This window comes from Caballeronia sp. 11_S32, from assembly GCF_056930355.1.
The window spans coordinates 520181-546397 of record NZ_JBXOWH010000005.1 but is presented as its reverse complement, the minus strand read 5'-3'; the positions used below and the strand labels follow the sequence as shown (position 1 = coordinate 546397).

Genomic DNA, 26217 nt, shown 5'->3' with positions numbered 1-26217 from the left:
CATGCAAAGCTACCCTCTTTCCCGCGATTTCCATGTGTCATTCAGCGATCTGAAGATCGTCGCGCGCGGCCTCGTGCGGCCCGAATGCGTGCTCGCGCTCGATGACGGCACGTTGATCGCCGCGCACGGCGAAGGCGGCTATTCGGTCGTCGCGTCCGATGGCGCGCTCACGCATCGGCTGATCGAGCCGCGCGATTCGAAGCGCGCTTATGTGCCGAACGGCATCGCGCTTTCTCCGGATGGACGCGTGATGTTCGCCGATCTCGGCAAAGCATACGGCGGCCTCTTCTCCATCGACAGGCAAGGCACGCTCGAAACCATGCTCGATGAAGTAGACGGGGTCGCGCTTGCGCCCAGCAACTTCCTTTTCGTCGATGAGCACGGCGTGCTGTGGTTCACCGTCAGCACGCGCAGGATTCCGCGCAGCGAGGCGTGGAACCACTCGGTGACGGACGGTTTCATCGGTGTAGTCGATGAAAAAGGCGCGCGCATTCTCGCCGACGGGCTCGGCTACACCAACGAGGTCGCCATCTCGCCCGACCGCCGCTGGCTATATGTGAACGAAACCTATGCGCAGCGCGTGAGCCGCTTCCCACTGCTCGGCAAGCCGGAAGCGCCCGTGCTCGGTCCGCGCGAAACCGTCGCGCAGCTCGATGGCGCCGATCTTCCGGATGGCCTTGCCTTCGACGCGCACGGCGGGCTGTGGCTGACATGCATCGCGAGCAACCGCGTACTGCTCGTGCGCCCCGATGGCGATGTGCAGGTCATCCTCGCCGATACCGACGCCGAACACGCCGAACGTATCGCGCGCGGCGTGCGCACGGGCACGCTGCAACACGCCGACATGCAGACGCCGGGACGCTCGCGCCTCGGCAATGTGTCGAGCATCGCGTTCGGCGGGCACGACATGCGCACCGCGTATCTCGGCTGCCTGCTCGACGACTGCATCCGTTCGTTCGAAAGCCCGATCGCCGGGTTGGCGTTGCCGCACCGCAGCCGCCGTATCGGCTGATCGGATGAGGCCGCAGAGCCAGACCGATCCCATCATCGACACATGCAGGAGACGAGCATGAACGACATCGAATCGCGAACGATGCGCAAGATACTGCGCCGCTTCGCGCCCCTTCTGACCATCTGCTTCGTGGTGGCTTTTCTGGATCGCGTGAACGTCGGTTTCGCCGCGCTCACGATGAACCGCGATCTCGGCCTTTCCGCATCGGCTTTCGGGCTTGCCGCGGGACTCTTCTTCGTCAGCTATTTCGTCTTCGAAGTGCCGTCGAACATTCTGCTGGAGCGCGTGGGCGCGCGGCGCTGGATCGCGCGCATCATGCTGACGTGGGGACTCTGCTCAGCGGCGACCGCATTCGTGCAGGGCGAGTGGTCGTTCTATGTCGTGCGCGTGCTGCTCGGCGCGGCGGAAGCCGGGTTCTTTCCGGGCGTCGTGTTCTTCCTGACGCTGTGGGTGCCTGCGGCGTACCGCGCGCGCGTGATCGGTGGCTTCATGGCCGCGATGCCGCTCGCCAGCGTCATCGGCTCGCCGCTATCCGGCTATCTGATGAGCCTGCACGGATGGCTCGGCCTCGCGGGCTGGCAGAGCATGTTCCTGCTCGAAGCGGTGCCCTCGCTCGTGCTGGCATTCGTCGTGCTGCGCGTGTTGCGTGACGCACCTAAGGATGCCGAATGGCTCGATGACAACGAACGCGCCTGGCTCGAATCGACGCTGGCCGCCGAACGCACGAGCCGCGCGACGGCCGTCGAGCACGGCATGCTCAATCTGCTGAAGAGCCCCGTGATCCTGCTGACCGCGCTCGCCTACTTCGGCGTGACCGGTTTCAACTACGGACTGAGCTTCTTTCTGCCGCAGATCGTGCGCGCGTTCGATCTCAGCATCCAGCAAGTGGGCTACGTCAGCGCGCTGCCGTTCGTCGCGGGCGCGGCGGGCATGATTCTGTGGGGCCGTCATTCAGATCGCACCGACGAGCGGCGTTTCCATCTGCTGTTTCCCCTGGCACTGGCCGCCATCGGACTTGCGGGATCGACGCTCGTCGCCGCGCCCGCGCTCAAGCTCGCGCTGCTGTGCGTGGCGAGCTTCGGCGTGTTCTCGGCGCTGCCCGTCTTCTGGGTCGTAGCACCTCGCCTGCTCGGACCGGCTGCCGCCGCAGCGGGTATCGCGCTGATCAATTCGCTCGGCAATCTGTCGGGATTCGTCAATCCGTACGCCGTCGGGCTGATCAAGGATGCGACCGGCAGCTTCAACGGCGGCCTGCAACTGATCGCTGCCTTCGGTGTCATCGCCCTCACGATTCTCTTCTTCGTCACGCGCCGTATGCACGGCGCCTCGCGGCGTGACGGCATGCCCGCCTCAAACCCTTATATCGAACTGAAGCGGTGAACGGCGTATAAGCCGACCCGATCCAAACATTGCAGGAGACAAACCATGAGCATCGCAACGGAAGCGTCCGTCGAGACGCAAGCCATCCCTCGCTCGCGCAAGCGGTGGTTCGAGCATCTGTACATCCAGGTCCTGATCGCAGTGGTCCTCGGCATCCTGCTGGGGCACTTCCATCCCTCCGCCGGCGAAGCAATGAAGCCGCTGGGAGACAACTTTCTGAAGCTCATCAAGCTGATGATTGCGCCGCTGATCTTCTGCACCGTGGTGCATGGCATCGCGAGCATGAACGACATCAAGTCGGTGGGGCGCGTCGGCATGAAATCGCTGATCTACTTCGAGGCGATGACGACGCTGGCGCTCGCCATCGGCCTGATCGCAGTGAACATCATGAAGCCGGGCAGCGGCATGCACATCGACCCGCGCACGCTCGACGTGTCGTCCATTGCTGCCTACACCAAAGCCGCTCACGACCAGAGCGTCGTCGGGTTTCTATCGCACATCATTCCGACGACCGTCTTCGGCGCGTTCGCGGAAGGTGACATCCTTCAGGTGCTGTTCATCTCGATCATCTTCGCGTTCGCGCTTCAGATGCTCGGCGAACGAGGCAAGCCGCTGCTCTCGGTCATCGACGCCGGCGCGAGCACCTTCTTCAACATGGTCCGCATCGTGATGTATGTGTCGCCCATCGGCGCGTTCGGCGCGATCGCGTTCACGATAGGCAAGTACGGCGTGGTCTCGCTGAGTTCATATGGACAGCTTCTTCTCACCTACTACCTGACCGGACTTGTCTTCGTCTTCGTCGTGCTCGGCGCGGTATGCAGACTCGCCGGATTCAGTTTGATCGCTTTTCTGCGCTATATACGCGAGGAGTTGCTTCTCGTCCTCGGCACGTCCTCGTCGGAATCGGCGCTGCCTCGGCTCATGGCCAAGCTCGAAAAGCTCGGCTGCGAGAAATCCGTCGTCGGTCTGGTCGTGCCCGCCGGATATTCCTTCAACCTGGACGGCAGTTGCATCAACATGACCGTGCTCGCCATCTTCATTGCGCAGGCCACGGACAGCACGCTCAGTATCGGCCATCAACTCACGCTGTTGCTCGTTCTGCTGCTCACGTCCAAGGGCGCGGCGAGCGTCAGCGGCGGCGCGTTCATTGTTCTGGCCGCGACGCTCAGCTCCGTGCCCGGCATCCCCGTCGCGGGCCTGGTTCTGGTGCTGGGTATCTATCGATTCATCTCGGAAGGTGGCGCGCTGATCAACGTCATCGGCAATGGCATCGCGACGATCGTTGTGGCGAAATGGGAGAAGGCTCTCGATAGCGAAACATTCAAGAACCAGCTTGTCCTTGGGCCGCGTGATGACTAGTTACAGCAACATCTGAATCAGCCCATGCCCGGCTTCGTGAGTTCGCGACGCGGAGCGCTTCATCCCCATCTATTTACCCAAGCGGAAAGAAAATGACTTCCTCATCCTCGCCTCTTCGCGTCGTGTTTCTCGACCGAGCGACCATTCCTCCGAACACTCGTCTGAAGGACTTGCCGTTCAGTCACGAATTGCAAGTCTTCGAGTCCACGAAGCCCGAAGAAGTGCCCGACCGGGTTCGCGATGCCGACATCGTCATCACCAACAAGGTGAAGCTCGGCCGCGACGTAATCGCACAAGCGAGGAAGCTGAAGTTGATCGCGATCGCCGCGACCGGCTCCGATAACGTGGACACGCGCGCCTGCAACGAAGCGGGCATATCAGTTTGCAACGTTCGCAACTACGCCGTGCACACGGTCCCGGAACACACGTTCGCCCTGATCTTTTCACTTCGCCGAAGTCTGACTGCTTATCGTGCGGCCGTGCAAGCGGGGCGCTGGCAGAAATCCGGGCAATTCTGCTTCTTTGACTATCCAATCAAGGATCTGACGGGTTCGACGCTTGGCATCATCGGTGATGGCGCATTGGGACGGGCAACTGCGGATATGGGCAGAGCACTCGGGCTGAAAGTCCTTTTCTCGGCATTCAAGGGGCGCGGTGACATGGGCATGCTTTACACCCCCTTCGAGAAAGTCCTCGAAGAGTCCGACATCATCTCGCTCCATTGCCCGCTCAACGAACAGACGCGCGACCTCATCGGCGATGCCGAGTTCGCACGAATGAAGCAGCACCCTCTTCTCATCAACACGGCGCGTGGTGGACTCGTCAATGAGCGGGCATTGGTTCGTGCTCTGAAAGATGGCCTGATTTCCGGCGCCGGTTTCGATGTCGTTACCCGGGAACCGCTCTCGGACGACAATCCGTTGAATGAAATCCTGGATCATCCGGCCTTCATACTCACGCCTCACGTCGCCTGGGCAAGCGAGCAAGCAATTCAAACGCTCGCCGATCAGCTCATGGACAACATTAGTGCCTATGTTCAGGGGACGCCGCGAAACATCATCAACGCTCCGAGCAACTGTCGGCCGGCCGCCTGAGCATGCGATGGCGGATTCAACCGGTGGATGTATCAGAGTGGCCGGTCCCCTTGGGGAAGTATTGCCTCAATAGCCTGTTTGTATTCTCGAGAACGGCACGCGTTGCGCGCGACGTGGCAGCATTGATCGGCCGGGCCGCCCCATCGCTTAATCCACTCACAGTGGTAGCCCGCCCCGACACTCGAAGCGGCATTGTGTTCATGCCTCAGCTGCTTTTGGACTCATCGTGCAGCGAATGCAGACTCCAAACCTTTCCGACCAGCCATTGAAACAGCGAGCGCCCTTTCTCGTGGTCGACAGGCATCGGAGTCGCGAGCTCACCAAGCTTGTCTTGCCGATATGCGAGCAGCTGACACATCTGCTTCGCGACCTCGGGATGGTCCTTGAGAAACGAGGTCATGTCGTCCTTGCCGAGTTGGAACAGGACCGACTGTGTGAGCGTCGAGATGGACACATGCATCGGAAGTCCAGCGAGCAGCCCCGCTTCCCCGAACGCTTCTCCTGGTCCAATGCGAGCAATTTCCCGGCTGCCACTCGATTCGATGATCGAGACCGACAACACGCCGGAGCGCACGATCGACAGACTGTCTGGCACGGTGTCAGGCGCCAGAATCTGCTGATTCGCCTTGTACTCGTGTCGGGAAAGGTGTTTCGCCAGTCGTGTCACTTCTTCGCCAGTCAGGCTGTCGAACAAGCTCACTCGTTTCAAGAGCGCTTCCTTTTCATCCAGGACGCCAGGGGCCAGAGCGGGCACCCCGAGATTGCGTAACGCAACGCCTGAAGCAGCGAGATGACGGTAGCAGAGGTCAAAGAGTTCGTTGGATACGGCGAGCTTCTTGCTCATCTCGTCGACGAAGGCAACCACCTCATACTGCACCGAGTTTACGGTTGTGCGCTTCATACGGGCGTAGGGAGCGGGCGTCGCGAGGATGACATTGCAGCCTGTGAGCGCACGCTCCAAGGCATCCAGCACAGTCTTCGGCCGCGCCTCGGGTTCGATCTCAAGGACGAGCGATAGTCCGTGGACGTCGCCCGGCCTGCTGTTGTTGGTGATTTTTGCCTTCGCAGCGACGGCGTTCGGCACGATAAGCAAATTTCCCTGCCCGGTCTGCAAGTGCGTCGCGCGCCAGTTCATCTCGACGACCTTGCCCTCGACGTCATCGATCGTCACCCAGTCACCTATCGCGTACGGCTCCGTCGTGTTGATGACGATGCCGGCGAAAACGTCGCTGAGCGTGCTCTGTATGGCGAGGCCCAGCACGATGGCGAGCGCGCCCGATGTCGCGACGAGTCCGCGCACGGGCAGTTCGAGCACGAACCCCAGCGCCGCCACTGCCGCCGCGAGAAAGACCACGGCGCCGAACACGTCCGAGAACAGACGCTGCTTTCTCCAGGCGCGCGGTAGCAGCAGCGTGTCGAGCGAGAGGGTGAACAGACGCGCACCCATCAGCCACCAGATGATTTCGAGGACCTGCCCCAGCCAGTGCAGTTCGACTACGTCGTCGTACGGAGCCTTCGTGAAAGGACTCAACCCGGAGGAAAAGAGTACCCAGCTCAACGCAAAGAAAAGGCCGAGCCGTATGAAGAGCCGCATCAGGTCGTTCTCGGGCAGTCTCGCACGCCACACGACCACGTCCACAGCCACAATACCGAAGCCCAGAATCAGGGGGTATTTCACGGGTGCTCCTCTCGAGGAACGACTTTGAGAGAATACACATCTGGTGGCAGATGCGCGCCGGCCACGGCAACCTCAAGCATGCTTCCGGGCAGAAGACGGTCATACCCTATAGGACAAAGGACCTTCCCGGTGGGATGTCAACTCATTTGACGTGTGCTCTTTGACGATGCTCAGGAGCGCGAAGCCGGCCGCTCCGCACGCGATGTGCTTAAGCGTGTGACCCGCCACGAAATGGTGCGTGGCTATCCATACCGATACATCCAACGTTTCGAATACCTTCGCCACGCCGTACCAGCAAATCACCCCCCACCAGCCGCCCGGATTGGCAACCTTCCGCCAGCAAGTAAATCCGACAATTGCTGCCAGGCCTCCGTACTGCAAAAGCGTGTAAGGCCACAACTCTCCGAACCAGACCCAGACGAGTACCGTCAGTATGGCCGCCGTCACTATCGATGGCACTTGCGACCAGAGGATTCTTTGTCCCGTCACGGAGGTATAGAGCATCGCCAGAATGCCCGCGAAGACGATTGTCATCGGCAAGCGGTCCCAGACCAGAGTGGAATCGGTCGGACTTGAGTGATAGACCGCAGAACCCGCTGCGGTCATGACGAAACCCAGCGCGGCTGTGAGCATGCCCGGCATCTGGAGAGCATCCGAGGCGCGATGTCGCCAGCACCAACGCAGATTCACGAGGCCCGCAGCAAGAATGGCAAGATTGGAGAGCACATTCGCGCCGTTATGCACGCCACAAATAAGCCGCGTATCGGGGAACTGGTGATATCCCGCTGACTGTGCCAGCGGATATATCAGGTGAAGTAAGCCGCCCACCACGAACGGTGAGGCTAACGCCGCGAGAAATCGCATGTTGCTCATTGCTGCTCTGCCGGTAGCGCAGGTTCAGGCAGGCGCCCCACGCCTGATGCACTCGATAGTATTGCTGCCGCTCGCCCGGCGCAACGACGAATGAAGGCATCGGCTCTCCATCCGTCGACCAGCGGCAGCACAGACGGGTCCGCAGCATGCCCGGCCGCGCCCGCTGCTTTTTGAAGGAGCTGCGTCAGCGTCACTCGATGGCCGGCTCCACAATCATCAGAACATTGTCAGGCGTGTTAAATCAATGACCTGCGTGCGTGCCTTCTTTCGCCCATTTACGCCCCCGGCACAGTGTGCAACCATGCCTTCCAGCCCGTGACCAGGCAAGCCCTGGGCGGCCCAATTTCTGTGCTCGAGGACTGGCTTATGGACTGGAAGTTCTGGAAACCAGAGAAGCACCCTGGCGAGCCGACGGCCAACTGGCCAGTCGACACTCACGCGGCTCTCCGACAATTGTTGGACCTCTATGAGCGCGCCGACGCGCTGCCGTTCTCGAGCTGGGCCGCCCCTGGAATCGAGTTCTCCTCGAACGTCCGGGGCGTCGCGCAAGCTGGCGCACGCGGCTATCAACTGGCGCTTTGGTTCTGGCTCTTCGCGGAAAAACATGGTGTCCTCGCAGCTAGGATGGCTCGGGACAGTTATTGCTTGCTCGCGGATGCCGCGCGCCCGGGAAATGGTGACGCCGTCGACCAGCTCCTCGACCTCGAGAATCGCCTTGCTCACGCCTTCGAGACCATCTCCGAGGAGGCGCGCACGTTCGAGCAAGAAGGACTGGCCGTGCAGTTGCCGATGGAATTCTTCCTCGCCTCTGCCTACTTCCAGCTCGCCCCGAATTCACCATACGCGGGAGAGCACGCTTCGGACATGCAAGGTGACGACTATAAGTTGGCCGCCTGCTTCCGTCATGCCACCGTGCAAGCCCTCTTGGTATTTCGCCCCATGATCGAGGCCGCCGAATTCAATGCCACCTCGCTTCCCAACTGGAAGTGGAGTGTTCAAGCCGGTGCGTCCGAACGTCATCTGCGACGCCGCCATAACAATCCGCTCTTCCCTCTTCATCGGCAAATGGTTACGGCGAACGACGTGTATGAGGCCCGCGTCGCAGACAACCGTTCAATAAGGGACATTAAACAGGACCTCAGTGATCTGGCCCGCGAGTTCTACTCGGCTAACGACCTTCCGTTGAATTGGCGCTCGTATCTGGAAGGATTTCGCGAGCGGCTCGACTCCCTCGAAGACCGCCGGCTCACTGCGGGCGGCGCAAACGGTGACCTGGGCCACGCAATTGCCGAGGTTCGCAGCGATGTTCTTGGCGCATGGCGCGGCGCCATTCAAAAGAATCGTCAGAGCCTCACCGTGCTCGACCAGGAAGAAGTTCAAAAGGCCGAACGCCGTGCGATGCTCGTCGAGTCCGACTGGGCAGCTCAGTTATTCAGCCAGGGCTCGTCGATACCGCCCGATGAAATCGTGCCGGCGCTTCTGAGCGAACCGCCCGTTGACTTTGAAAGGGCCGTTACATGCATGCAAACCGACCCGCGCCTTCACGAGACGCTCGGCAACTGCCGATTGTCGGCTCATCGGCTCGTCGAATCGCTCCGCGCTGCCGGCCATGATGTCTCGGATGTTAGCGAGAAGTTGCGCATGCTCGGCGGGGCGCCCGGACAAGTGCCTGCGTAGTGGCTGAATGCTCACAATTGCTGCGGGCAAAGCCGCCATACGACAGGCGCGGGCGAGGGCCGGCGAGCCGCAGACAGTTTCCTCAACGGGCCGTTGGCATGAGGCGCGGCCCGAGTTCTTTCTCATACTCAAGTCCCGCCGGGTGGACCTTTTTCAGATACGACAACAGTATTCGCGATGCGGTCATGCAGAGCTTGCCGGCGTGGATTGAACATGACCCAGAGGAAGCCCGCTCCGCAGGTCGTGAACGTGAGCACGTAGCCAACTGTGCGCAGTACGGCTTGCCTCGCTGACATCGGCATGTGGCTGTCCGCATCGACAATCCGCAGTCCGATCACACGCTTCCCCGGCGACGTACCCCACACGACCCACAGGACACCAGTTATGAGTATTGGAACGCATTGCGCAGCCATCATCCAAATAAGGACGGTTGCGGCGAACGCATCGGGTGACAGCGGCAAGTCTTCTATGGAAGGCCCGAGCGGGACAAGCAGAAGGATGACCGTCCACCAGACCGAGTCGATGAATAGAGCGCGAGCGCGCTCGGAACAGGTAGCGTAACGCATCTTAAGTACAATCAATTCGCTGGCGTCGGCCCAATGTCGACAGTCCCAAAGATCGATCTGCCCGAGGAGTATTCCATGCCGCTCGCCTCCGCCAAAGCCCGCCTTGCGGCCGATGCGGCCAACTACGTCGTCGCCATCGAGGCGGGCCGCCACGCACTGACCGGCGACGAAGGCCCGCGTGAAGGCGGCGAGGATCGCGGTCCCGCGCCGTTCGCATTCGTGCTGTCCGGGCTCGCGGCCTGCACGGCCGCGACGTTGCGCATGTACATGCAGCGCAAGACGTGGCCCGACGCCGAGATTGGCGTCGACGTGAGCCTGCACGTCGATCAGGAGGGGACACAGTATATCCGCCGCAGCGTCGCGATCAGCGCAACGCTGGACGAAGCGCAATGCGCGCGGCTCGCCGAAATCTGCGAAAAGACGCCGGTGACCCTCTTCATCAAGCGCGGCACACGCATCGATACGACGCTGCACGCAGCGTGAGGTCAGAGAGAAGGACTCGGGGATGCGGCCGCTCGACGGCGTGCACGGGCAGACTCGTGCCGAGCGGGCACGGCATGCGCCTGCATGAAGAGATATCGCACACGGCGTAGGCGTATGCGATCGGGAGCTTGAACACACTGAACAAGGGACGATGTATCGCCGTCGTCCCTCGTGCGTCGAAACCATTTTCCATGGATAAAGTGCCGGGCGCGCTCGACCATCCCTGCGCGACCCGCTTGACACATTTGCCAGGATCCCGCGTGACTGCCGGTTTCGGAATTCCTCGACCGCGCCCTCTTTCCTGAACGAACCTGGCGGCCGGCTCTTAAATTGCCATCACGGTCACCGACTTCGTCACCAGGTACGGCTCCAGCGCTTCAGGCCCGCCTTCCGAGCCGTATCCCGAATCCTTCACGCCGCCGAACGGCATTTCAGGCCAGGGCGTGGCCGGCTGGTTGATCCACAGCATGCCTACTTCCAGACGGTTCGTGAGCAGGTGCACGTTCTTGAACGAGCGCGTGAACGCGTAGCCCGCAAGACCATATGGCAGGCGGTTTGCTTCGGTGATCGCCTCATCGAGGGAATCGAAGCCGCGCACCGCCGCCACCGGACCGAACGGCTCCGCGTTGAACACATCGGCTTCGAGCGACACGTCAGTAATGACCGTCGGCGCGAAGAAGTTACCTGCCGTGCCGATGCGTTCGCCGCCCGTCGCGATCGTCGCGCCCGTCTTGCGCGCATTTTCGATCACGCTGTTCATCGCGGTGATGCGGCGCGCGTTCGCGAGCGGCCCGAGCGTCGTGCCATCCGCGAGGCCATCGCCAATCTTCAGGCTTTCCGCATGCTTCACGAGCGCCGCGATGAAGTCCTGCTTCACGCTGTTGTGCACGAGAAAGCGCGTGGGCGAGATGCAGACCTGTCCGGCGTTGCGGAACTTCGCTGCGCCCGACGCCTTTACGGCGAGCTCGACGTCCGCGTCTTCCGCGACGATCACCGGCGCATGGCCGCCGAGCTCCATTGTCGCGCGCTTCATGTGCTGGCCCGCGAGTGCGGCGAGTTGCTTGCCGACGGCTGTCGATCCGGTGAACGTCACCTTGCGGATATCCGGATGCGCGATGAGGAATTGTGAAATCTGCGGCGGATCGCCGAACACCAACTGCACGACGCCTTTCGGCACGCCTGCATCGGCGAAAGCGCGGATCAGCTCCGCAGGCGATGCCGGAGTCTCTTCCGGCGCTTTCACGATGAACGAACAGCCCGTCGCAAGCGAAGCGCACAGCTTGCGAACGACCTGATTGACGGGAAAGTTCCACGGCGTGAACGCGGCCACCGGGCCGACCGGTTCTTTCACCACCGTCTGCTGCGCGTTGACGTTGCGCGGCGGCACGATGCGGCCATACACGCGGCGCCCTTCGTCCGCGAACCACTCGATGATGTCCGCCGCCGAATTCACCTCGATGCGCGCCTCCGCGAGCGGCTTGCCCTGTTCCTGCGTCATCAGTCGCGCGATGGAATCCGCGCGTTCGCGCATGAGCGTGGCGGCCTTGCGCATGGTAGCCGCGCGTTCGAGGGCGGTCATGTTGCGCCACGTCGCGAAGCCGCGGCGCGACGCCGCGACGGCGCGCTCTAGATCGACGGTGCCTGCTTTCGCCACCTTGCCGATAACGTCGCCTGTTGCCGGATTCAAGACGTCGATGGTTTCGCCAGATTTGGCGCCGCACCATTCACCATCGATGAAAAGCTGCGTATTCGAATAACCTGCAATAGTCATGGACGAGCTCCTGGTCGATTGTCGATCACGTGCACTTTACCAGTGCGCACGCTTTAATGCTTTTTGGCTTTCCCAGAGGAGCCGTGCAGTAGCAGCGAGGATGTACCTTTGCAAACGATGTCGCTCTCAGTTCAGAACTCCCGCAAAGTCAGCTCGACATGCTTCAGTCTGCGCACCATGCGCTCGACAAACTCCTCCGTCACATGCGGCAGCGCACGCTGGCTCGGCTTGATTATTCCGACAGTCAATTCATTCACGTTCTCGTCGTCGATCGGCCGCCACGTCACATCGCCGCGCGACAGTTCGTCGAGAAACGCGAGTTTGGAAAAGAACGAGATGCCGCGCCCGGACGCAATGAGACGCTTGAGCAGCGTCGTCGAATTGCAGGTGACGCTCGGCTGCAGCGATTCCCAGAACGCGGGGAAGTCGGTGCTCGTGACACCCTGTATCGGCGAGCGGCCTTCGAGACGCAGGAACGCGTGATGCCGGCACTCGTCGAACGTGATGCGCTCCTTCCTCGCGAGCGGATGCGACGACGCCATCACCACGCCCGGCGGCAAAGGCACCTCGGTCACGACATCGAGCCCGGCGGGCAGCTTCGTGATGTACGTGATGCCGACGTCGTACTCGCCGCTCAGCACGCGCGGCGGGACATCGTGCGGCGGCACGGCTGCGATCGAATACGTGACGGCCGGATACGCATCCGAAAACTCCTCGACCGTCGCCGGCAGAAAATCGACGAAGAGCGAATCCATCGCGACGACGGACACATGGCCCTTGCGCTCGCCTTTCAGCTCATCGAGCTCGCTGCGCATCAGATGGAAGTCGTTCAGCGTGCCGCGAATATGCTGCAGAACGCGCTCACCGGCGGCGTTCAGGCGGATGCCGTTCGGGAGCCGGTCGAAAAGCTCCGTGCCCATTTCCGATTCGAGCTTGAGGATTTGCCGATTCACCGCGCTCGACGCGACATAGAGGTTCTGCGCGGCCTTGCGGATCGATCCGCACCGCGCCACCTCGACGAAATACTTCAGTACGTTCGCGTGCATCGCTTGCCCTCAGTCGATCACCCGCACCGGCCACGACACGACCACGGGATGATCGAAGGCTACCTTGCCGACGTCCGACGCGCCACCCGGCGAACCGAGCGCGCTCACGCCCGCGCCGAAAAAAGCGCGGTTCACCGCCGCGAACGAGGCTTCCGCCCGCGGCAGTTCTTCCTCGTGATAGATCGCCTCGGTCGGGCACACCGACACGCACACGCCGCAGTTGATGCACTCCTCCGGATGAATGTAGAGCGTGCGCTCGCCTTCGTAGATGCAGTCGACCGGACAGCACTGCACGCAGGCGCCGTCCTTCACATCGATGCAGGGCGACCCGATCACATAGGCCATCAGCATCCCCTCCATTGCGGCTTGCGCTTCTCCTGGAACGCGCGCACGCCCTCGTGCGCATCCTCGGATTGCAGCGCGCTGACGAGCGCGGGCAGACGGAGCGCCTGCGCCTCGCTCGCGGACAGCGTCGACGTGCGCCGCACGACCTGCTTGATCGCCTGCACCGAGAGCGGCGCGCACGCGAGCACGCTGTCGACCCATCGTTCGACGGCTGCGTCGAGTTCCGCGCGCGCCACGACTTCGTTGACGAGGCCCATCGAGAGCGCCTCGTTTGCGGAGATGCGGCGGCCCGTCATGAGCATCGCCATCGCCTGACGATACGGAATCTGGCGTTGCAGCAGCGTCATGCCGCCGTCGAGCGGCATGCGTCCGACGAGCGCCTCGGGCAAACCGAAGCTCGCTTCCTCGCACGCGATCACGAGATCGCAGCCGAGCACCATCTCGAAGCCGCCGCCGAGCGCATAGCCGTTCACGCGGGCGATCACCGGCACGTTCAGCGTCTCGCGCAGTGCGATGCCGCCGAAGCCGCCGGGACGCGGCGCGGCCCAGTATTCGAGCCCGCTCATCGCGGGATTCTTCAGGTCCGCGCCGACGCAGAACGCGCGATCGCCCTCGCCCGTCAGCACGACGACGCGCACGTCGCGGTTATGCTCCAGCTCGGCCCAGATGCGTTGCAGTTCTGCTTCCGTTTGCAGATCAACGGCGTTGAGCGCCTCGGGACGCGCGAGCGTGACGGTGGCGACATGTCGATCGATGACGAGACGCACGCTCATACGGCCTCCGTCGTCGCGATGCCGAGAATCTCGGCGGTGTGTTGCCCGAGTCGTGGCGGCGGGCGGCGCAGCGCAACCGGCGCGTTCGACAGCTCGATCGGGCTGCCGATCAGACGCACCGGCTGCCCTTCTCCATCGCCTTCGATGACGAGCCGGTTGTGCTGCGTCTGCGGATCGACGAGCGCCTCGCGCAGATCGCGCACCGGCGCGCACAGGAGATCCTGTTCTTCGAGACGCGCGAGCCAGTATTCGCGGCTGTTGCTCGCGAAGCGCTCGCGGAAGGTGCGCTGCAATTCGGCCTTGTGCGCGAACTGCTGGTTCAGGTTGCAGAAGCGCGGATCGACGGACATATCCTCGATCTGCAACGCCGCGCAGATGTCGCGCAGCGGATTCGCCTTGAATGCCCCGACCAGCACGAGCGGCCCGGTCGTCGTATCGAACACGCCGGAAAGCGGCATCGCGGCCCAGTTCACTTCGGAGTCCGCCATCATGATCATCGCGGCTTCCTGCATCTGCATCGCGAGCATCGAGTTGTAGAGCGACACGTTGACCTTCTGTCCCTCGCCCGTGCGATCGCGATGCAGCAACGCGAGCAGGATGCCCTGCACCATGTGCATGCCCGCCGAGTAATCCGCGAGCGCCGTGGGATAGACCGAGACCGGCAGTGCGTCATCCGCGCGACGCGCCATCACGCCGCTCATCGCTTGTGCGAGCACATCCTGGCCGCCCTTGTGCGCATACGGTCCGGTCTCGCCGAAGCCCGTGCCGACCGCATAGATGATGCGCGGATTCAGCGCGCGACAGGCTTCATAGCTCAAGCCAAGCCGATCCATCACGCCGGCGCGAAAGTTGTTCACGACGACATCGGCTTGCGCGATCAACGCCTTCAGCGCATCCATTTGCGATGCGTCGCGCAGATCGAGCGCAACGCTGCGCTTGTTGCGGTTCAGGCTGCAGAAGATCGGATTGTCGGCGCCCGCCACCGGCTCGAAGGTCGAGCGGCTCAGATCGCCCGCGCCGTGCCGCTCGACCTTGACGACATCCGCGCCGTAGTCGGCGAGCATCTGCGTGCAGACCGGGCCCATCATCACTTGCGTGAGATCGATCACGCGCACGCCGGTCAATGGAAGGTCATGTTTCTTCATTGCGTTCTCCGTGTTGCTCATGCTGCTTCTCTCGTTTGCACATGCACCGCGAGCGGCGGAATGTCCGCGTTGCGTCCGCTTTGATCGCCCGGGTCGGCGCCCTGCGCACGCAGCGTCTTCTGCAATGCGGGCACGTCGACATCGCGCACGGTGACGCCCGCGTTCAGCGCGAGCGCCGCCGCGACGCCCGCGGCCTCGCCCATCGCCATGCAGGGCGGAATCTCGCGCGACATCTTCTGTGCCTGCGACGTCGCCGAATAATGGCGGCCCGCGACGAGCAGGTTGTCGATCTCCTTCGGCAACAGCACGCGATACGGCATGTAGTAATCGCGTCCGCGCGCGATGCTGTCGGTGAAGCGCGTGCGTTGCGCGAGGTCTTCCTTCGTCATCACGTATTCGCCTTGCAACAGGCGCGTCTGACGCACGCCGGTCTGCGGCGCGACATCGATCACATAACAGTTCTCGAAGCCCGGCAGCTTCTCGCGCGCGAACTCGACGACCGCATGAATGTGCTTGCGTCCCTGCATCTCGGCGCGCGTGAGGTCTTCGGGCTTGAGGCCATCGAGGCCGGCCATGTGCGGGCAGTTGCACCACACGACGCCCGGCAGCGGCGTCTTCAGCCACCAGTAGCCCCACGAGCCGCCGAGAATCCGCTTGATCTGCCGATCGAGCGCCGCGAACGCCTCCGGCTCTTCCGCTTCGAAGCGCTCTGCCGCCTCCGTATCGACACCGCCGAGCCGGAACACCGTCGTCGTGATATAGCTGCCGCCGACATGGGGCACACCGGCGGATGCCGCGACATCGAGATCGCCGGTCGCGTCGATGACGACATCGGCAAGAATCGCTTCGCGCCCGCTCTTGGTCTCGCAGATCACGCCCTTGACACGGCCGTCCTCGACGAGCGTGCGAGAGAACCACGCATGCAGCCGCAGCTTGATGCCGAGCGATTCGACCATTTCGAGCGCAACGCGCTTCATCGCATCGGGATCGAAGGCCGCCGCGAAGCACACCGGATGCGGGTTCTTCTGGCTATGAAAATCGAACGTGCCCCAGCGTCCCCATTTCCGATACGCGGCCGGGTCCTCGCCCCATTCGTCCGAACGCGGAAAAGTCGCGAGCTTGCGCGCAGCCATGCGCTCGATGAAGGTCATGCAGGTGCCGCGCACTGAAATCTCTTGCAAATGGTTGTCCCACATGTCGTCGAGCACGAGCACCATGCCGCCCGACGCAAGGCCGCCGAGATGGTTGTAGCGTTCGAGCAGGATCACTTCCGCGCCGTTGCGCGCCGCGGCGAGCGCCGCCGACAGTCCCGCCGGCCCGCCGCCGACCACGACGACGTTAGCCTGTGCCGCCACGCGCACGTCGCTTGCGGGCTCCTGAATCCAGTCGCTGATGATGTTCATTTCGTCTCCTGTGATGAGGGTTCGTGTCGCGTCGCGTTCAGCGGATGCCTTCCGGCTGCCACTTGACGAGCCAGCGCTCCAGCGCCGCGATCACGAGGAAAAAGAAGCCCGAGAGGACGGCGCTCATGATGATCGCCGTGTAAAGCAGCGCCGAGTCGAAGGCGTAGGTCGCCTGGATGATCATCGCGCCGATGCCTTCCGTCGCGCCGATCCACTCGCCCACGACCGCGCCGATCACCGACATCGATGCCGCGATGCGCAGCGCCGAGAAGAGATACGGCAGCGACGCGTAGAGCCGCAGCTTGAAGAAGATCTCCCGCTTGCTGGCGGAGAGCACGTGCATCAGTTCCATCGCCTGCGGATTGACCGCTTCGAGGCCGCGCACCATGTTCACGAGCGTCGGAAAGAAGCACACGATCGCCGCGATCGTGATCTTCGGCTCGAGTCCGTTGCCCATGATGAGCACGAGGATCGGCGCCTTCGCGACCACCGGTATCGAGTTGATCATCACCGCGACCGGATAGAAGATCTCCTGCAGCGTCTTGTTGTGCACGAAGATCGTCGCGAGCACGATGGCCGCGAGATTGCCCAGCAAAAAGCCGAGCGATGCCTCGACGGCGGTCGGCACGAGGTTCTGCAGCAGCACGTCGCTCTTCGCGAAGAGCGTCTCGAACACGAGTGCCGGCGACGGCGCGATGAACGGCTTCACATGAAAGCCCGCGACCACCGCCCACCACGCGAAGATGAGGCTCGCGACGCCGAGCGCCGGCAGCACGCGCGCACGCCACATCTGCTGGCGACGGCGCGCGCGCCACGCTTGCGATTCCGCGTCCGGCACGCTCGCCGGCACGTTCAGGTTCATTTCGGACGTAGCCATCAGCAGGTCTCCAGTACGCGTCGCAGATGCGCGGTGAGTTCGACGAATTCGCGCGTCTCGCGAATATCGAGCGTGCGGTCCTCGGGCAGATCGACGGGCACGATCTCCTTCACTCGGCCAGGATTCGCCGCGAGCATCAGCACGCGCTGGCCGAGAAACGCGGCTTCATAGATGCTGTGCGTGACGAAGAGCGTCGTGAGGCCAAGCTCCTTCCACACGCGGCGCAGTTCTTCGTTGAGGCGGTCGCGCGTGATCTCGTCGAGTGCCCCGAAGGGTTCGTCCATCAGCAGCACCTTCGGGTCGCAGACAAGCGCGCGTGCGATCGCCACGCGCTGGCGCATACCGCCCGACATCTCGTGCGGAAACGCATCCTCGCGGCCCTTGAGGCCCACGAGTTCCAGCAGCTCGCGCGGCGTCGCGCGGCCGGCTCGCGCCTTGCCTTGCGCGACTTCGAGCGGCAACTCGACGTTCTGGATCGCCGTGCGCCACGGCAGGAGCGCTGCGTCCTGAAACACGAATCCGATGTCGCGCCGCTCGCGCGCGGCCTGCGGCGCCGCGTCGAGCACGCTGATGCTGCCGCGGCTCGGCTTCACGAGATCCGCGACAACACGCAAAAACGTCGACTTGCCGCAGCCCGACGGCCCGAGCAGCGTGAGAAATTCGCCCTGTGCGATATCGAGGCTCAGGCCTTCGATCGCGGTGACGCTGCGGCGGTCGGTGAAAAAACGCACGTTGATGTCGCGGGCGCTGATCGCGCAATCGACGCCGTGCGGCAGCGCGAAGTGCGAACTCGCCCGCTCCGCGCGCGGCGGATTCAGAGTGGCAGCATGCATGGGTTACACCTTCAGGCGGGAGGAATGAGTGGCCTTGAGCACGTCGAGCGTCATGACGTCATCGACTTTCGGCTGCGCCGCGCGGAACTGGCCGAGCTGGCCGTACATCGCGATCTGCTCTTCCCAGACGCTCGCGTCCATCGCGCCCCAGCCCTGGGTCTGGGTCGTCTGGTTGAATGCGTAGCTCATCAGGGAATCGATCGCGACGCGCTCGTCCGCGCGGTTCAGGTTCGGATACGCCTTCACGAGCATGTCGATGGCCTGATCGCGATTCTGATTGGCGTACGTCCAGCCGCGCGCGGTCGCTCGCAGGAAACCCGCGACCGTTTCCGGATGCTCCTTCAGCATCGACGTGGTCGCGTAGTACGGCAGCGCGTAGAGACGCACGCCGGTATCCCACAGGCGCAGATCGACGCGGTCCGCGCCGAGCGGCTTCAGCGCCGTCGTGTTGGTCTGCCAGCCGGTCACGGCATCGACCTGCCCGGCGACGAGCGGCATCATGTCCGCGCCTGTCGGCACGATCTTCACCTGGTTCTCGGGAATCTTGTGTTTCGCGAGCAGCGCGCGCAGCAGCACCATGCCCGTCGACTGAATGCCGATGCGCTTGCCGATCATGTCCTGCGGCGAGCGGATCGGCGCCTTCTTCAGCGAGAAGAACGTATACGGATGTTGCTGCAGCCCGACCGCGATGCACTTGATGGGCAGCCCTTCCGATACGGCCAGCATGATCGACGGGCTCGACGAAATCTCGCCCGCCTGAAAGCGCCCCGACGCCACGATCGCGACGCCGTCGATGTTCGGGCCGCCCGGCTGGATATGAAAGTCGATACCCTCCTTCTCGTAGTAGCCGAGCTGCTTCGCGACCACCTCGCCGACCTGATTCCCGCCCGGCACCCAGCCGAGCTGCATGTTCACGGTCGCGAGACCGCCCGCGAATGCGCGCACCGACAGCAGCCCGCCGCCCGCCGCCAGTGCGCCGGCGGTGAGGGTGCGCAGCGCGCGCCGCCGTCCCGCGTTTTCGATGATTGCCATCTTCGTCTCCGATGTGTTTGCGCGATGAGAGTGCTTTCCGGCGTTTCTCCGTCTGAGGGGTGATGCCGGTTGAACCCATTGTCGGCAGCCAAAAGTGTCCGCGCATAGCATCATTTTTTGCGATGAGTGATGCCGAAATTAGATCACCAGGGTATACCCGCGCGATAAAAGCGCTCCGATAAGGCGAGCGCGCCGCGTGCAGTTGCCGCGGACATGCGCACTAAAAATTCGCTCGCTGGTGGCCAAATTCGGTGCTATCCGGCGGGTTTTTTGTTCCGCAAGAATTCATCGCAACCGGGGCGCCCCGGGATTGCCGATGCATCGGACATCGGGAGGGACGCTGTCGGAGGCCGGCATCGGAATCCATATTCGTCGATTCGGCATCCTTATTTATAAGAACGTATGCGTTCACACTCAAACGACAGGAACACCATGAAACGACGTTTGCTGGTCATCGCTGCAAGCGCCCTGTGCATGCAGAGCGCATTCGCACAGAGCACCGTGACGCTATATGGACTGGTTTCGACGGGCATCGTCTACGCGAACAATCAACGGGGCGCGGACAGGCAAGGGCACTCGACGTGGCAATTTTCCAGCGGCCCGATGCAGACTCCCCGTTGGGGCATGAAGGGCACGGAAGACCTCGGCGGCGGCGTGAAGGCGATCTTCACGCTCGAGAGCGGCTACAACATCGGCAACGGCACGCTCTCCCAGGGAGGACGTGAGTTCGGAAGACAGGCTTTCGTCGGTCTGTCGTCGAACACGCTCGGCACGCTGACCTTCGGGCGGCAGTACGACGAGGCGGTCACGCTCTGCATGTTCGAATCGGCATGCCAGTTCGCGGCGTATGGAACGCATATCGGCGACAACGACAACGTCTTCGACACCTTTCGCATCAACAACGCGGTTCAATACAAGACGATCGACTACGGCGGTTTTCAGGCGGAAGCGCTGTATGGCTTCTCGAACAAGGCGGGCGGCTTCTCCGACAACAACGCGTACAGCGCCGCGGCGCAGTATCGTCGAGGGCCGCTGTCGCTGGGCGCGGCGTTCCTCCTCGTCAATGAGCCGAATGACCCGAACAATACGAACGGCGCGGTGGTCGGCGATTACGGATTCACGTCGCCATTCGTCACCAATCCGGCGACGGGCTCGGGCGTGCGACGGCAGATGATGTATGGCGCGGGAGGCGCATATGCGATCGGAGCGGCGAACGTGTCGTTCCTCTATACGAATGCGCGCTTCGACTATCTCGATCAGTCGAGACTGACGCTGCAGAACTTCGAGGTCTCGCTCACAGACTATGTGCTTCCCGATCTGCTGCTCGGCGCGGCGTATATCTATACGACAGGCCAGTACCATCCGCAGGATGCGTCGCCCGCATGGCATCAGGTGAACGCGGGTGCGAATTACTTCCTGAGCAAACGAACGGACCTGTTCCTCGTTGGCATCTATCAGCACGCGGCGAAGGACGCGCCGTATGCCCAGATCTACACGTTATCGCCATCGACGACGAAGAATCAGGTATCTGCGGTAGCCGGGCTGCGGCATCGATGGTAGAAGACGTCGATCATCACTCGCTGAAGAAGTACAACGTGGCGTATTTAACTTAGGATTTTTGAGGCGCTATAGGTATGCCACTCTTTGCGTATTGACCGGCGGGGCGGAATGTGAGTCCATCGGGGCGAGCGCATGCCGGATAAGCGTGGAAAGCGGCAATCGAACTCGCATCGTCCCTGATACGGTTTTCGCTTGCAATAGAGGCAACTTCGTCTATCGTAAAGATGCGACATAGTTCGTCATACTGAACATGCCGCGAAGATTCCCCCATGTTGCTTCAGTCACATGAAGGAGGTCAATCCGCCATGCCAACAGTCAAAATCAAGGCCTTCAGCAAGCAGAAGCTGCCAAGCCCGCTCATGATGAGAAGTTGGATCGAAGACTGGTCCAACACGGTGGGCGGTGCCTGGGCCGGGCCCAACTACGACGACGATGAATGTACCGTGACGTTCGACACTATCGGACTCGCGGTTGCCAGTCCCGTGGTCCAGACCACCGTCGACAGCTATAACGAAACGCACCTTGGAAACGATACGATCAGCGTATCGTTTCACTGAGATGCGCGAACCTCGGGAAGCCCGCCTTGAGCGGCGGGCTTTCATTACAAGACGATCACTTGCCGATGCCGAGCAGTTCCACTTCGAACGTGAGATCGCTGTTCGGCGGAATCGCGCCGACACCGCGATCGCCGTAAGCGGTGGCCGCCGGACACGTCAGCTTTGCCTTGCCTCCCACTTTCATCTTCGCCACGCCTTGCGTCCAGCACGGAATCACGCGGCCTAGCGGGAAAGTCGCGGGGCCGCCGTGCTTTTCCGAATTGTCGAATTCCGTTCCGTTCGCGAGCGTGCCGCGATAGTTGACGCGCACCACATCACTGGCCGTCGGCTGCGGGCCGGTGCCTTGCTTGATGTGCTCGACCACGACGCCCGAAGGCAGCTTTTCAATGGTATTGGCGGCGAATGCGGTAGATGCGATGGCCGAAGCGGCGAGCAAAGCGGCGACTGTTTTCATGCAAGGGTCCTCGTTGAATGAGGCTTCGATTATATCGAGGACCTTGCATGGTCTCGAGTCAGACCCGCCTGTCGCCGATCGTCCGGGCCGAGAGAAGCCCGGATCGATGCAACGACCTCCCTACTGCCGCAGAAAGTCCAGCACCATCTGGTTGAATCGCTCCGCGTGCTCCCATTGCGCCCAGTGCCCGCAGCGCCCGAACACATGCAGGTCGGCATTCGGCATGCCCCACACGAGCCGCAGGCCCACATCCATCGGCACGAAACGATCATCGCGTCCCCAGATCACGAGCGCGGGCGCCTTGATCTCGTTCAGACGGTGACCATAATCCGGAAACTGCTTCGGATTGGCCGCCAGACTCTTCACGAAGTTCTCGAGATGATCGCGCCGCGCGAGCATGTTATCGAGCCGCGTCTGCATCAGCTCTTCCGTCATCGTGCTCGCATCGTAGACGAAGACGTTGAGCATCTTCTTCAGGTTCTCGAGCGTCGGGTCGCGATACAGCCCTTGCAGCAGCTTGATGCCTTCGGTCGGCATCGGCACGAACTGGCTCGGACCGCCCGTGCCGCCGCCCATCAGCACGAGCTTGCCGACGCGCTCCGGATACGACAGCGCGAACGCCACCGCGCTATGCCCGCCCATCGAGTTGCCGACCAGATGCGCGCGCTCGATGCCGAGCGTATCCAGCACGCCCTTCAGCACGCGCGCATTGAGGTCGGAGCGTGAGCCGGTGCAGACGATGGAATCGCTCTTGCCCCAGCCGGGACAGTCGACGAGGATCACGCGGTAACCTGCGTTCGCGAACGCGTCCACATTGCGATAGAAGTTGGCCCAGCCGCTCGCGCCGGGGCCGGAGCCGTGCAGCAGCACGAGCGTCTCCTTGCCCGTGGCGGTGTCGTTGTAGTGCACGCGCAGTTCCGTGCCGCCTTCCATCACGTTCACGAACTTGCTGGTCGCGGCTTCGGTATGAGTCACAGTGTCAGTCATGTCGATATCCTTCGTCAGATCGATTCGGTTCCAAGCGTGCGCGAGCCGTCGGCCGACTCGCGCGGAAATTTCGCGACCACCGCGAGCGCGCCGAGCGCCGCGATCACGATGAGCGGGATGCTCGAAATCACGAGCATCGACGCGCTCTGGCCGAGCGCCAGCAATTGCCCGGCGATCAGCGGGCCGACCATCGAGCCCACACGGCCCACGGCCACCGCCGCGCCGACGCCCGTGCCGCGCACCTGCGTCGGATACGCTCCGCCGGCGAGCGCATACAGCACCGACTGCGCGCCGACGAGAAAGAGCCCCGCCAGCAGGCCGCCGCACGCCATCGACACGCTGCCCGTCGCGCTGGCGAGCGCAAGCAGCGCGGCCGCGATGCCCGCATACATGCCGACCACGACCGGCCGCTTGCCGATGCGATCCATCAGCCCCGCGATCACGATCGCGCCGATGCCTCCGCCGATGTTGAACATCATCTGCACGATGCTCGCCTGCACGGGCGTGAGGCCGCGCGAGAGCACCATCGACGGCAGCCAGTTCATCAGGAAGTACAGCACGATCAACGTGCCCAGATAACTGATCCACAGCGCGACGGTCGTGCCAGCGCGGCCTTCGCTGAAAAGCGCCCGCACGATGCCTTCCTTGGTCTCGCGCGTTGCCCCCTGGCTTGCCGCGATGAAGTGCGTCGACTCCTTCAGGAAGAGTGCGAGCAGCGGCAAGGTCAGGAGCGGCCCGATGCCGCCGACATAGAAGATATGCCGCCAGCTTTCATCGCCCGGGCTGAGAATGCCGATCACCGCCGCGAGCGCCGCGCCGAAGGGCATGCCGCAGTACATCGCGCCGACCGCCGTGCCGCGCTGTCCGGGCGGCGCCGCTTCCGCGCACAGCGCGATCAGGTTCGGCATCGCCGCGCCGAGACCGAGGCCTGTGAGAAATCGCACGACGAGCAGACTCTGCAGATCCCACACCTGGGTCGTTGCAATCGAAAATATCCCGAACAGCGCGACCGACATCATCAGCACGCGCTTGCGGCCGACGCGGTCCGCGAGCCTGCCGCCGATCGCCGCGCCCGGCAACAGACCGAGCGCGCCGATGCCGAATGCCCAGCCGAGTTGCGCGACCGCGAGATGAAACTCGCGCGCCATGCGCGGCGCGGCGACACCGGTTGATTGCAGATCGAGCCCTTCGAGCAGCGCGACCGCGAGGCACAGGCCGATGGTGAGCGCGCCGCCGGCGCGCGCGGATGAAGCCGTTGACGTTTTCATTGATGTCTCCAGGTTGAACGATGCGGCGCTCTTTGTGGCGCTTCGCGTATCGGATGGTTCAGGCGCGCGCTTCGCGCTTCTTCAGATCGAGCGCGACGTCGACGATCATGTCTTCCTGACCGCCCACCATGCGCCGCTTGCCCAGCTCGACGAGAATGTCGACGGCTTTCAGGCCGTACTTCTTCGCCGCGATTTCCGAATGCCGCAGGAAGCTCGAATACACGCCCGCATAACCGAGCGCGAGCGTCTCGCGGTCCACGCGCACCGGCCGGTCCTGCAGCGGGCGCACGATATCGTCCGCCGCATCGAGCAGGCGATACAGATCCGTGCCGTGATGCCAGCCCATGCGCTCGGCCGCCCCGATGAACACTTCGAGCGGTGCATTGCCCGCGCCCGCGCCCATGCCCGCGAGACTCGCATCGACGCGATCGCAGCCTTCCTCGACCGCAACGATCGAGTTGGCAACGCCGAGGCTCAGGTTGTGATGCGCATGCATGCCCGTTTGCGTCGCGGGATCGAGCGTCGCCTTCAGCGCCCTGAAGCGCGCGCGGATGTCGTTCATGTTCATCGCGCCGCCGGAATCGACCACGTACACGCAGGTCGCGCCGTAGCTTTCCATCTTCTTCGCTTCGACGGCGAGGTTCTCGGGCGTCGTCATGTGGCTCATCATCAGAAAGCCGACCGTGTCCATGCCGAGGCTGCGCGCATAGTCGATGTGCTGCTTCGAGATGTCCGCTTCGGTGCAATGGGTCGCGACACGCACGACACGCGCGCCCGCGTCGTACGCGGCCTTCAGATCGTGAATCGTGCCGATGCCGGGCAGCAGCAGCGTCGCGATCTTCGCGTGCTTCACCACATCGGCAACGGCCTCGATCCATTCCAGATCGCTGTGCGCGCCGAAGCCGTAGTTGAAGCTCGACCCTTGCAGGCCATCGCCATGCGCGACCTCGATGCTGTCGACCTTCGCATCGTCCAGCGCGCGGGCGATGTCCTGCACGTTCTGAATCGAATACTGATGACGGATCGCGTGCATGCCGTCGCGCAGCGTCACATCGGAGATATAGAGTTTCTTGTCCATGATCGAATGCTCCTTGCTTCAGGCGTTCACGAGCGACGCGGCCATGCGCTCGGCCGTCGCCAGCGCGGCGGAAGTCATGATGTCGAGATTGCCCGCGTAGGCCGGCAGATAGTGCGCCGCGCCTTCCACTTCGATGAAGATCGAGGTCTTCAAACCGCTGCAACGGCCGAGGCCGGGAATGTGCAACGGCGCAGCGGCGGGGATGTCGTCGAACTGCACGGACTGCTTCAGCCGGTAGCCGGGCACGTAGGCCTGCACTGCCGCCGCCATCCGTTCGACCGACGCTTCGATCTGCGCGCGGTCCGCCGCTTCGGACAGCACATAGACCGTGTCGCGCATCATGAGCGGCGGCTCGGCAGGATTGAGCACGATGATCGCCTTGCCTCTCGCCGCGCCGCCGACCGCTTCGATCGCCTTCGACGTCGTCTCCGTGAACTCGTCGATGTTGGCGCGCGTGCCGGGCCCCGCCGACTTGCTGCTGATCGACGCGACGATCTCCGCGTAATGCACCTTCGCGACCCGCGACACGGCGGCGACCATCGGGATCGTCGCCTGTCCGCCGCACGTGACCATGTTCACGTTCGGCGCATCGAGATGCGCGTCGAGGTTCACGACCGGCACGCAGTACGGGCCGATCGCGGCGGGCGTCAGATCGATCACGCGGATGCCGGGCTTGAGCGTGCGCAGGAACGCGTCGTTCTTCACATGCGCGCCGGCGGACGTCGCATCGAACACGAAGTCGATCTCGCCGAACACGGGCAGGCGCGTGAGGCCTTCCACGCCTTCATGCGTCGTCGCGACGCCGAGCTTCGCGGCGCGCGCGAGGCCATCCGAGGCCGGATCGATTCCGACCATCGCCGCGACTTCGAGATGCCGGCTGCGGCGCATGATCTTGATCATCAGGTCCGTGCCGATGTTGCCGGACCCGATGATCGCGGCCTTGCATGTGGTGTTGTCTGTTGCCAT

25 protein-coding genes are annotated in these 26217 nt (G+C 63.0%); 8 read left to right on the top strand and 17 right to left on the bottom strand.

What is annotated here, in order from left to right:
- Position 1: 1 nt before the first annotated feature.
- The 4 genes from AC1Z32_RS37110 to AC1Z32_RS37095 all read left to right on the top strand — a co-directional run bounded on the left by AC1Z32_RS37110 (position 2) and on the right by AC1Z32_RS37095 (position 4845).
- Positions 2–1012 carry an SMP-30/gluconolactonase/LRE family protein gene (locus tag AC1Z32_RS37110; RefSeq protein WP_483483842.1) on the top strand — a complete coding sequence of 337 codons (1011 nt, stop codon included), beginning with the start codon at positions 2–4 and terminating at the stop codon, positions 1010–1012.
- 57 nt (positions 1013–1069) lie between these two features.
- Entirely contained in the window at positions 1070–2392 is a 1323-nt protein-coding gene (locus tag AC1Z32_RS37105) for an MFS transporter (protein ID WP_483483841.1), read from the top strand.
- Positions 2393–2437: 45 nt separating this feature from the next.
- A complete protein-coding gene (locus AC1Z32_RS37100; RefSeq protein WP_483483840.1) occupies positions 2438–3751 on the top strand; it encodes a dicarboxylate/amino acid:cation symporter in 1314 nt (437 codons plus the stop codon).
- Positions 3752–3843: 92 nt separating this feature from the next.
- A complete protein-coding gene (locus AC1Z32_RS37095) occupies positions 3844–4845 on the top strand; it encodes a D-2-hydroxyacid dehydrogenase (RefSeq protein ID WP_483483839.1) in 1002 nt (333 codons plus the stop codon).
- 205 nt (positions 4846–5050) lie between these two features.
- Here the strand turns inward: AC1Z32_RS37095 and AC1Z32_RS37090 are convergent, their stop codons facing one another.
- Together AC1Z32_RS37090 and AC1Z32_RS37085 are read right to left on the bottom strand one after the other, a co-directional pair.
- Entirely contained in the window at positions 5051–6523 is a 1473-nt protein-coding gene (locus AC1Z32_RS37090) for a mechanosensitive ion channel domain-containing protein (protein ID WP_483483838.1), read from the bottom strand.
- A gap of 99 nt (positions 6524–6622) precedes the next feature.
- Positions 6623–7396 carry a hypothetical protein gene (locus tag AC1Z32_RS37085; protein ID WP_483483837.1) on the bottom strand — a complete coding sequence of 258 codons (774 nt, stop codon included), beginning with the start codon at positions 7394–7396 and terminating at the stop codon, positions 6623–6625.
- Positions 7397–7762: 366 nt separating this feature from the next.
- On the opposite strand from AC1Z32_RS37085, the gene AC1Z32_RS37080 reads away from it, so the two are divergent.
- Positions 7763–9073 (top strand): tryptophan leader peptide, encoded by a 1311-nt coding sequence (locus tag AC1Z32_RS37080; protein WP_483483836.1) that lies wholly within the window; start codon positions 7763–7765, stop codon positions 9071–9073.
- Positions 9074–9201: 128 nt separating this feature from the next.
- Here the strand turns inward: AC1Z32_RS37080 and AC1Z32_RS37075 are convergent, their stop codons facing one another.
- Entirely contained in the window at positions 9202–9639 is a 438-nt protein-coding gene (locus AC1Z32_RS37075; RefSeq protein WP_483483835.1) for an RDD family protein, read from the bottom strand.
- A 75-nt stretch (positions 9640–9714) separates the two neighbouring features.
- On the opposite strand from AC1Z32_RS37075, the gene AC1Z32_RS37070 reads away from it, so the two are divergent.
- A complete protein-coding gene (locus AC1Z32_RS37070; protein ID WP_483484145.1) occupies positions 9715–10122 on the top strand; it encodes an OsmC family protein in 408 nt (135 codons plus the stop codon).
- 325 nt (positions 10123–10447) lie between these two features.
- Here the strand turns inward: AC1Z32_RS37070 and AC1Z32_RS37065 are convergent, their stop codons facing one another.
- From AC1Z32_RS37065 to AC1Z32_RS37025, 9 genes are all read right to left on the bottom strand, one after another.
- Positions 10448–11893 carry an NAD-dependent succinate-semialdehyde dehydrogenase gene (locus AC1Z32_RS37065; protein WP_483483834.1) on the bottom strand — a complete coding sequence of 482 codons (1446 nt, stop codon included), beginning with the start codon at positions 11891–11893 and terminating at the stop codon, positions 10448–10450.
- Between the two features lie 131 nt (positions 11894–12024).
- Entirely contained in the window at positions 12025–12939 is a 915-nt protein-coding gene (locus tag AC1Z32_RS37060) for a LysR family transcriptional regulator (RefSeq protein WP_483483832.1), read from the bottom strand.
- Between the two features lie 9 nt (positions 12940–12948).
- Positions 12949–13299, bottom strand: coding sequence for a ferredoxin (gene fdxA, locus AC1Z32_RS37055; RefSeq protein WP_483483831.1), 351 nt, complete (start codon positions 13297–13299; stop codon positions 12949–12951).
- Positions 13284–14057, bottom strand: coding sequence for an enoyl-CoA hydratase-related protein (locus AC1Z32_RS37050; protein WP_483483830.1), 774 nt, complete (start codon positions 14055–14057; stop codon positions 13284–13286). The genes fdxA and AC1Z32_RS37050 overlap by 16 nt, the downstream gene beginning before the upstream one ends.
- A complete protein-coding gene (locus AC1Z32_RS37045) occupies positions 14054–15202 on the bottom strand; it encodes a CaiB/BaiF CoA transferase family protein (protein ID WP_483483829.1) in 1149 nt (382 codons plus the stop codon). The genes AC1Z32_RS37050 and AC1Z32_RS37045 overlap by 4 nt, the downstream gene beginning before the upstream one ends.
- A 17-nt stretch (positions 15203–15219) precedes the next feature.
- The gene (locus tag AC1Z32_RS37040) at positions 15220–16605 is read right to left on the bottom strand and encodes an FAD-dependent oxidoreductase (RefSeq protein ID WP_483483828.1); all 1386 of its coding nucleotides are present in this window, start codon (positions 16603–16605) and stop codon (positions 15220–15222) included.
- 37 nt (positions 16606–16642) lie between these two features.
- Positions 16643–17482, bottom strand: a complete 840-nt coding sequence (locus tag AC1Z32_RS37035; RefSeq protein ID WP_483483827.1) for an ABC transporter permease — start codon at positions 17480–17482, stop codon at positions 16643–16645.
- On the bottom strand, positions 17482–18315 hold the full coding sequence (locus AC1Z32_RS37030; RefSeq protein ID WP_483483826.1) for an ABC transporter ATP-binding protein: 834 nt from the start codon (positions 18313–18315) through the stop codon (positions 17482–17484). Before AC1Z32_RS37030 ends, AC1Z32_RS37035 begins: the two co-directional genes overlap by 1 nt.
- A gap of 3 nt (positions 18316–18318) precedes the next feature.
- Positions 18319–19347 (bottom strand): ABC transporter substrate-binding protein, encoded by a 1029-nt coding sequence (locus tag AC1Z32_RS37025; protein WP_483483825.1) that lies wholly within the window; start codon positions 19345–19347, stop codon positions 18319–18321.
- A gap of 432 nt (positions 19348–19779) precedes the next feature.
- On the opposite strand from AC1Z32_RS37025, the gene AC1Z32_RS37020 reads away from it, so the two are divergent.
- The gene (locus AC1Z32_RS37020; protein WP_483483824.1) at positions 19780–20907 is read left to right on the top strand and encodes a porin; all 1128 of its coding nucleotides are present in this window, start codon (positions 19780–19782) and stop codon (positions 20905–20907) included.
- Between the two features lie 305 nt (positions 20908–21212).
- Positions 21213–21464, top strand: coding sequence for a hypothetical protein (locus AC1Z32_RS37015; RefSeq protein ID WP_483483823.1), 252 nt, complete (start codon positions 21213–21215; stop codon positions 21462–21464).
- A gap of 55 nt (positions 21465–21519) precedes the next feature.
- Here AC1Z32_RS37015 and AC1Z32_RS37010 read toward each other — a convergent pair whose 3' ends face one another.
- From AC1Z32_RS37010 to AC1Z32_RS36990, 5 genes are all read right to left on the bottom strand, one after another.
- Positions 21520–21918: an FKBP-type peptidyl-prolyl cis-trans isomerase gene (locus AC1Z32_RS37010; protein ID WP_483483822.1), complete on the bottom strand. Its 399-nt coding sequence runs from the start codon at positions 21916–21918 to the stop codon at positions 21520–21522.
- Positions 21919–22038: 120 nt separating this feature from the next.
- The gene (locus AC1Z32_RS37005; protein WP_483483821.1) at positions 22039–22905 is read right to left on the bottom strand and encodes an alpha/beta fold hydrolase; all 867 of its coding nucleotides are present in this window, start codon (positions 22903–22905) and stop codon (positions 22039–22041) included.
- Between the two features lie 14 nt (positions 22906–22919).
- The gene (mhpT, locus tag AC1Z32_RS37000) at positions 22920–24173 is read right to left on the bottom strand and encodes a 3-(3-hydroxy-phenyl)propionate transporter MhpT (RefSeq protein ID WP_483483819.1); all 1254 of its coding nucleotides are present in this window, start codon (positions 24171–24173) and stop codon (positions 22920–22922) included.
- Positions 24174–24231: 58 nt separating this feature from the next.
- Positions 24232–25254: a 4-hydroxy-2-oxovalerate aldolase gene (gene dmpG / locus AC1Z32_RS36995; RefSeq protein ID WP_483484144.1), complete on the bottom strand. Its 1023-nt coding sequence runs from the start codon at positions 25252–25254 to the stop codon at positions 24232–24234.
- A 15-nt stretch (positions 25255–25269) separates the two neighbouring features.
- Complete coding sequence (locus tag AC1Z32_RS36990) at positions 25270–26217, bottom strand: acetaldehyde dehydrogenase (acetylating) (protein WP_483483818.1); 948 nt, start codon at positions 26215–26217, stop codon at positions 25270–25272.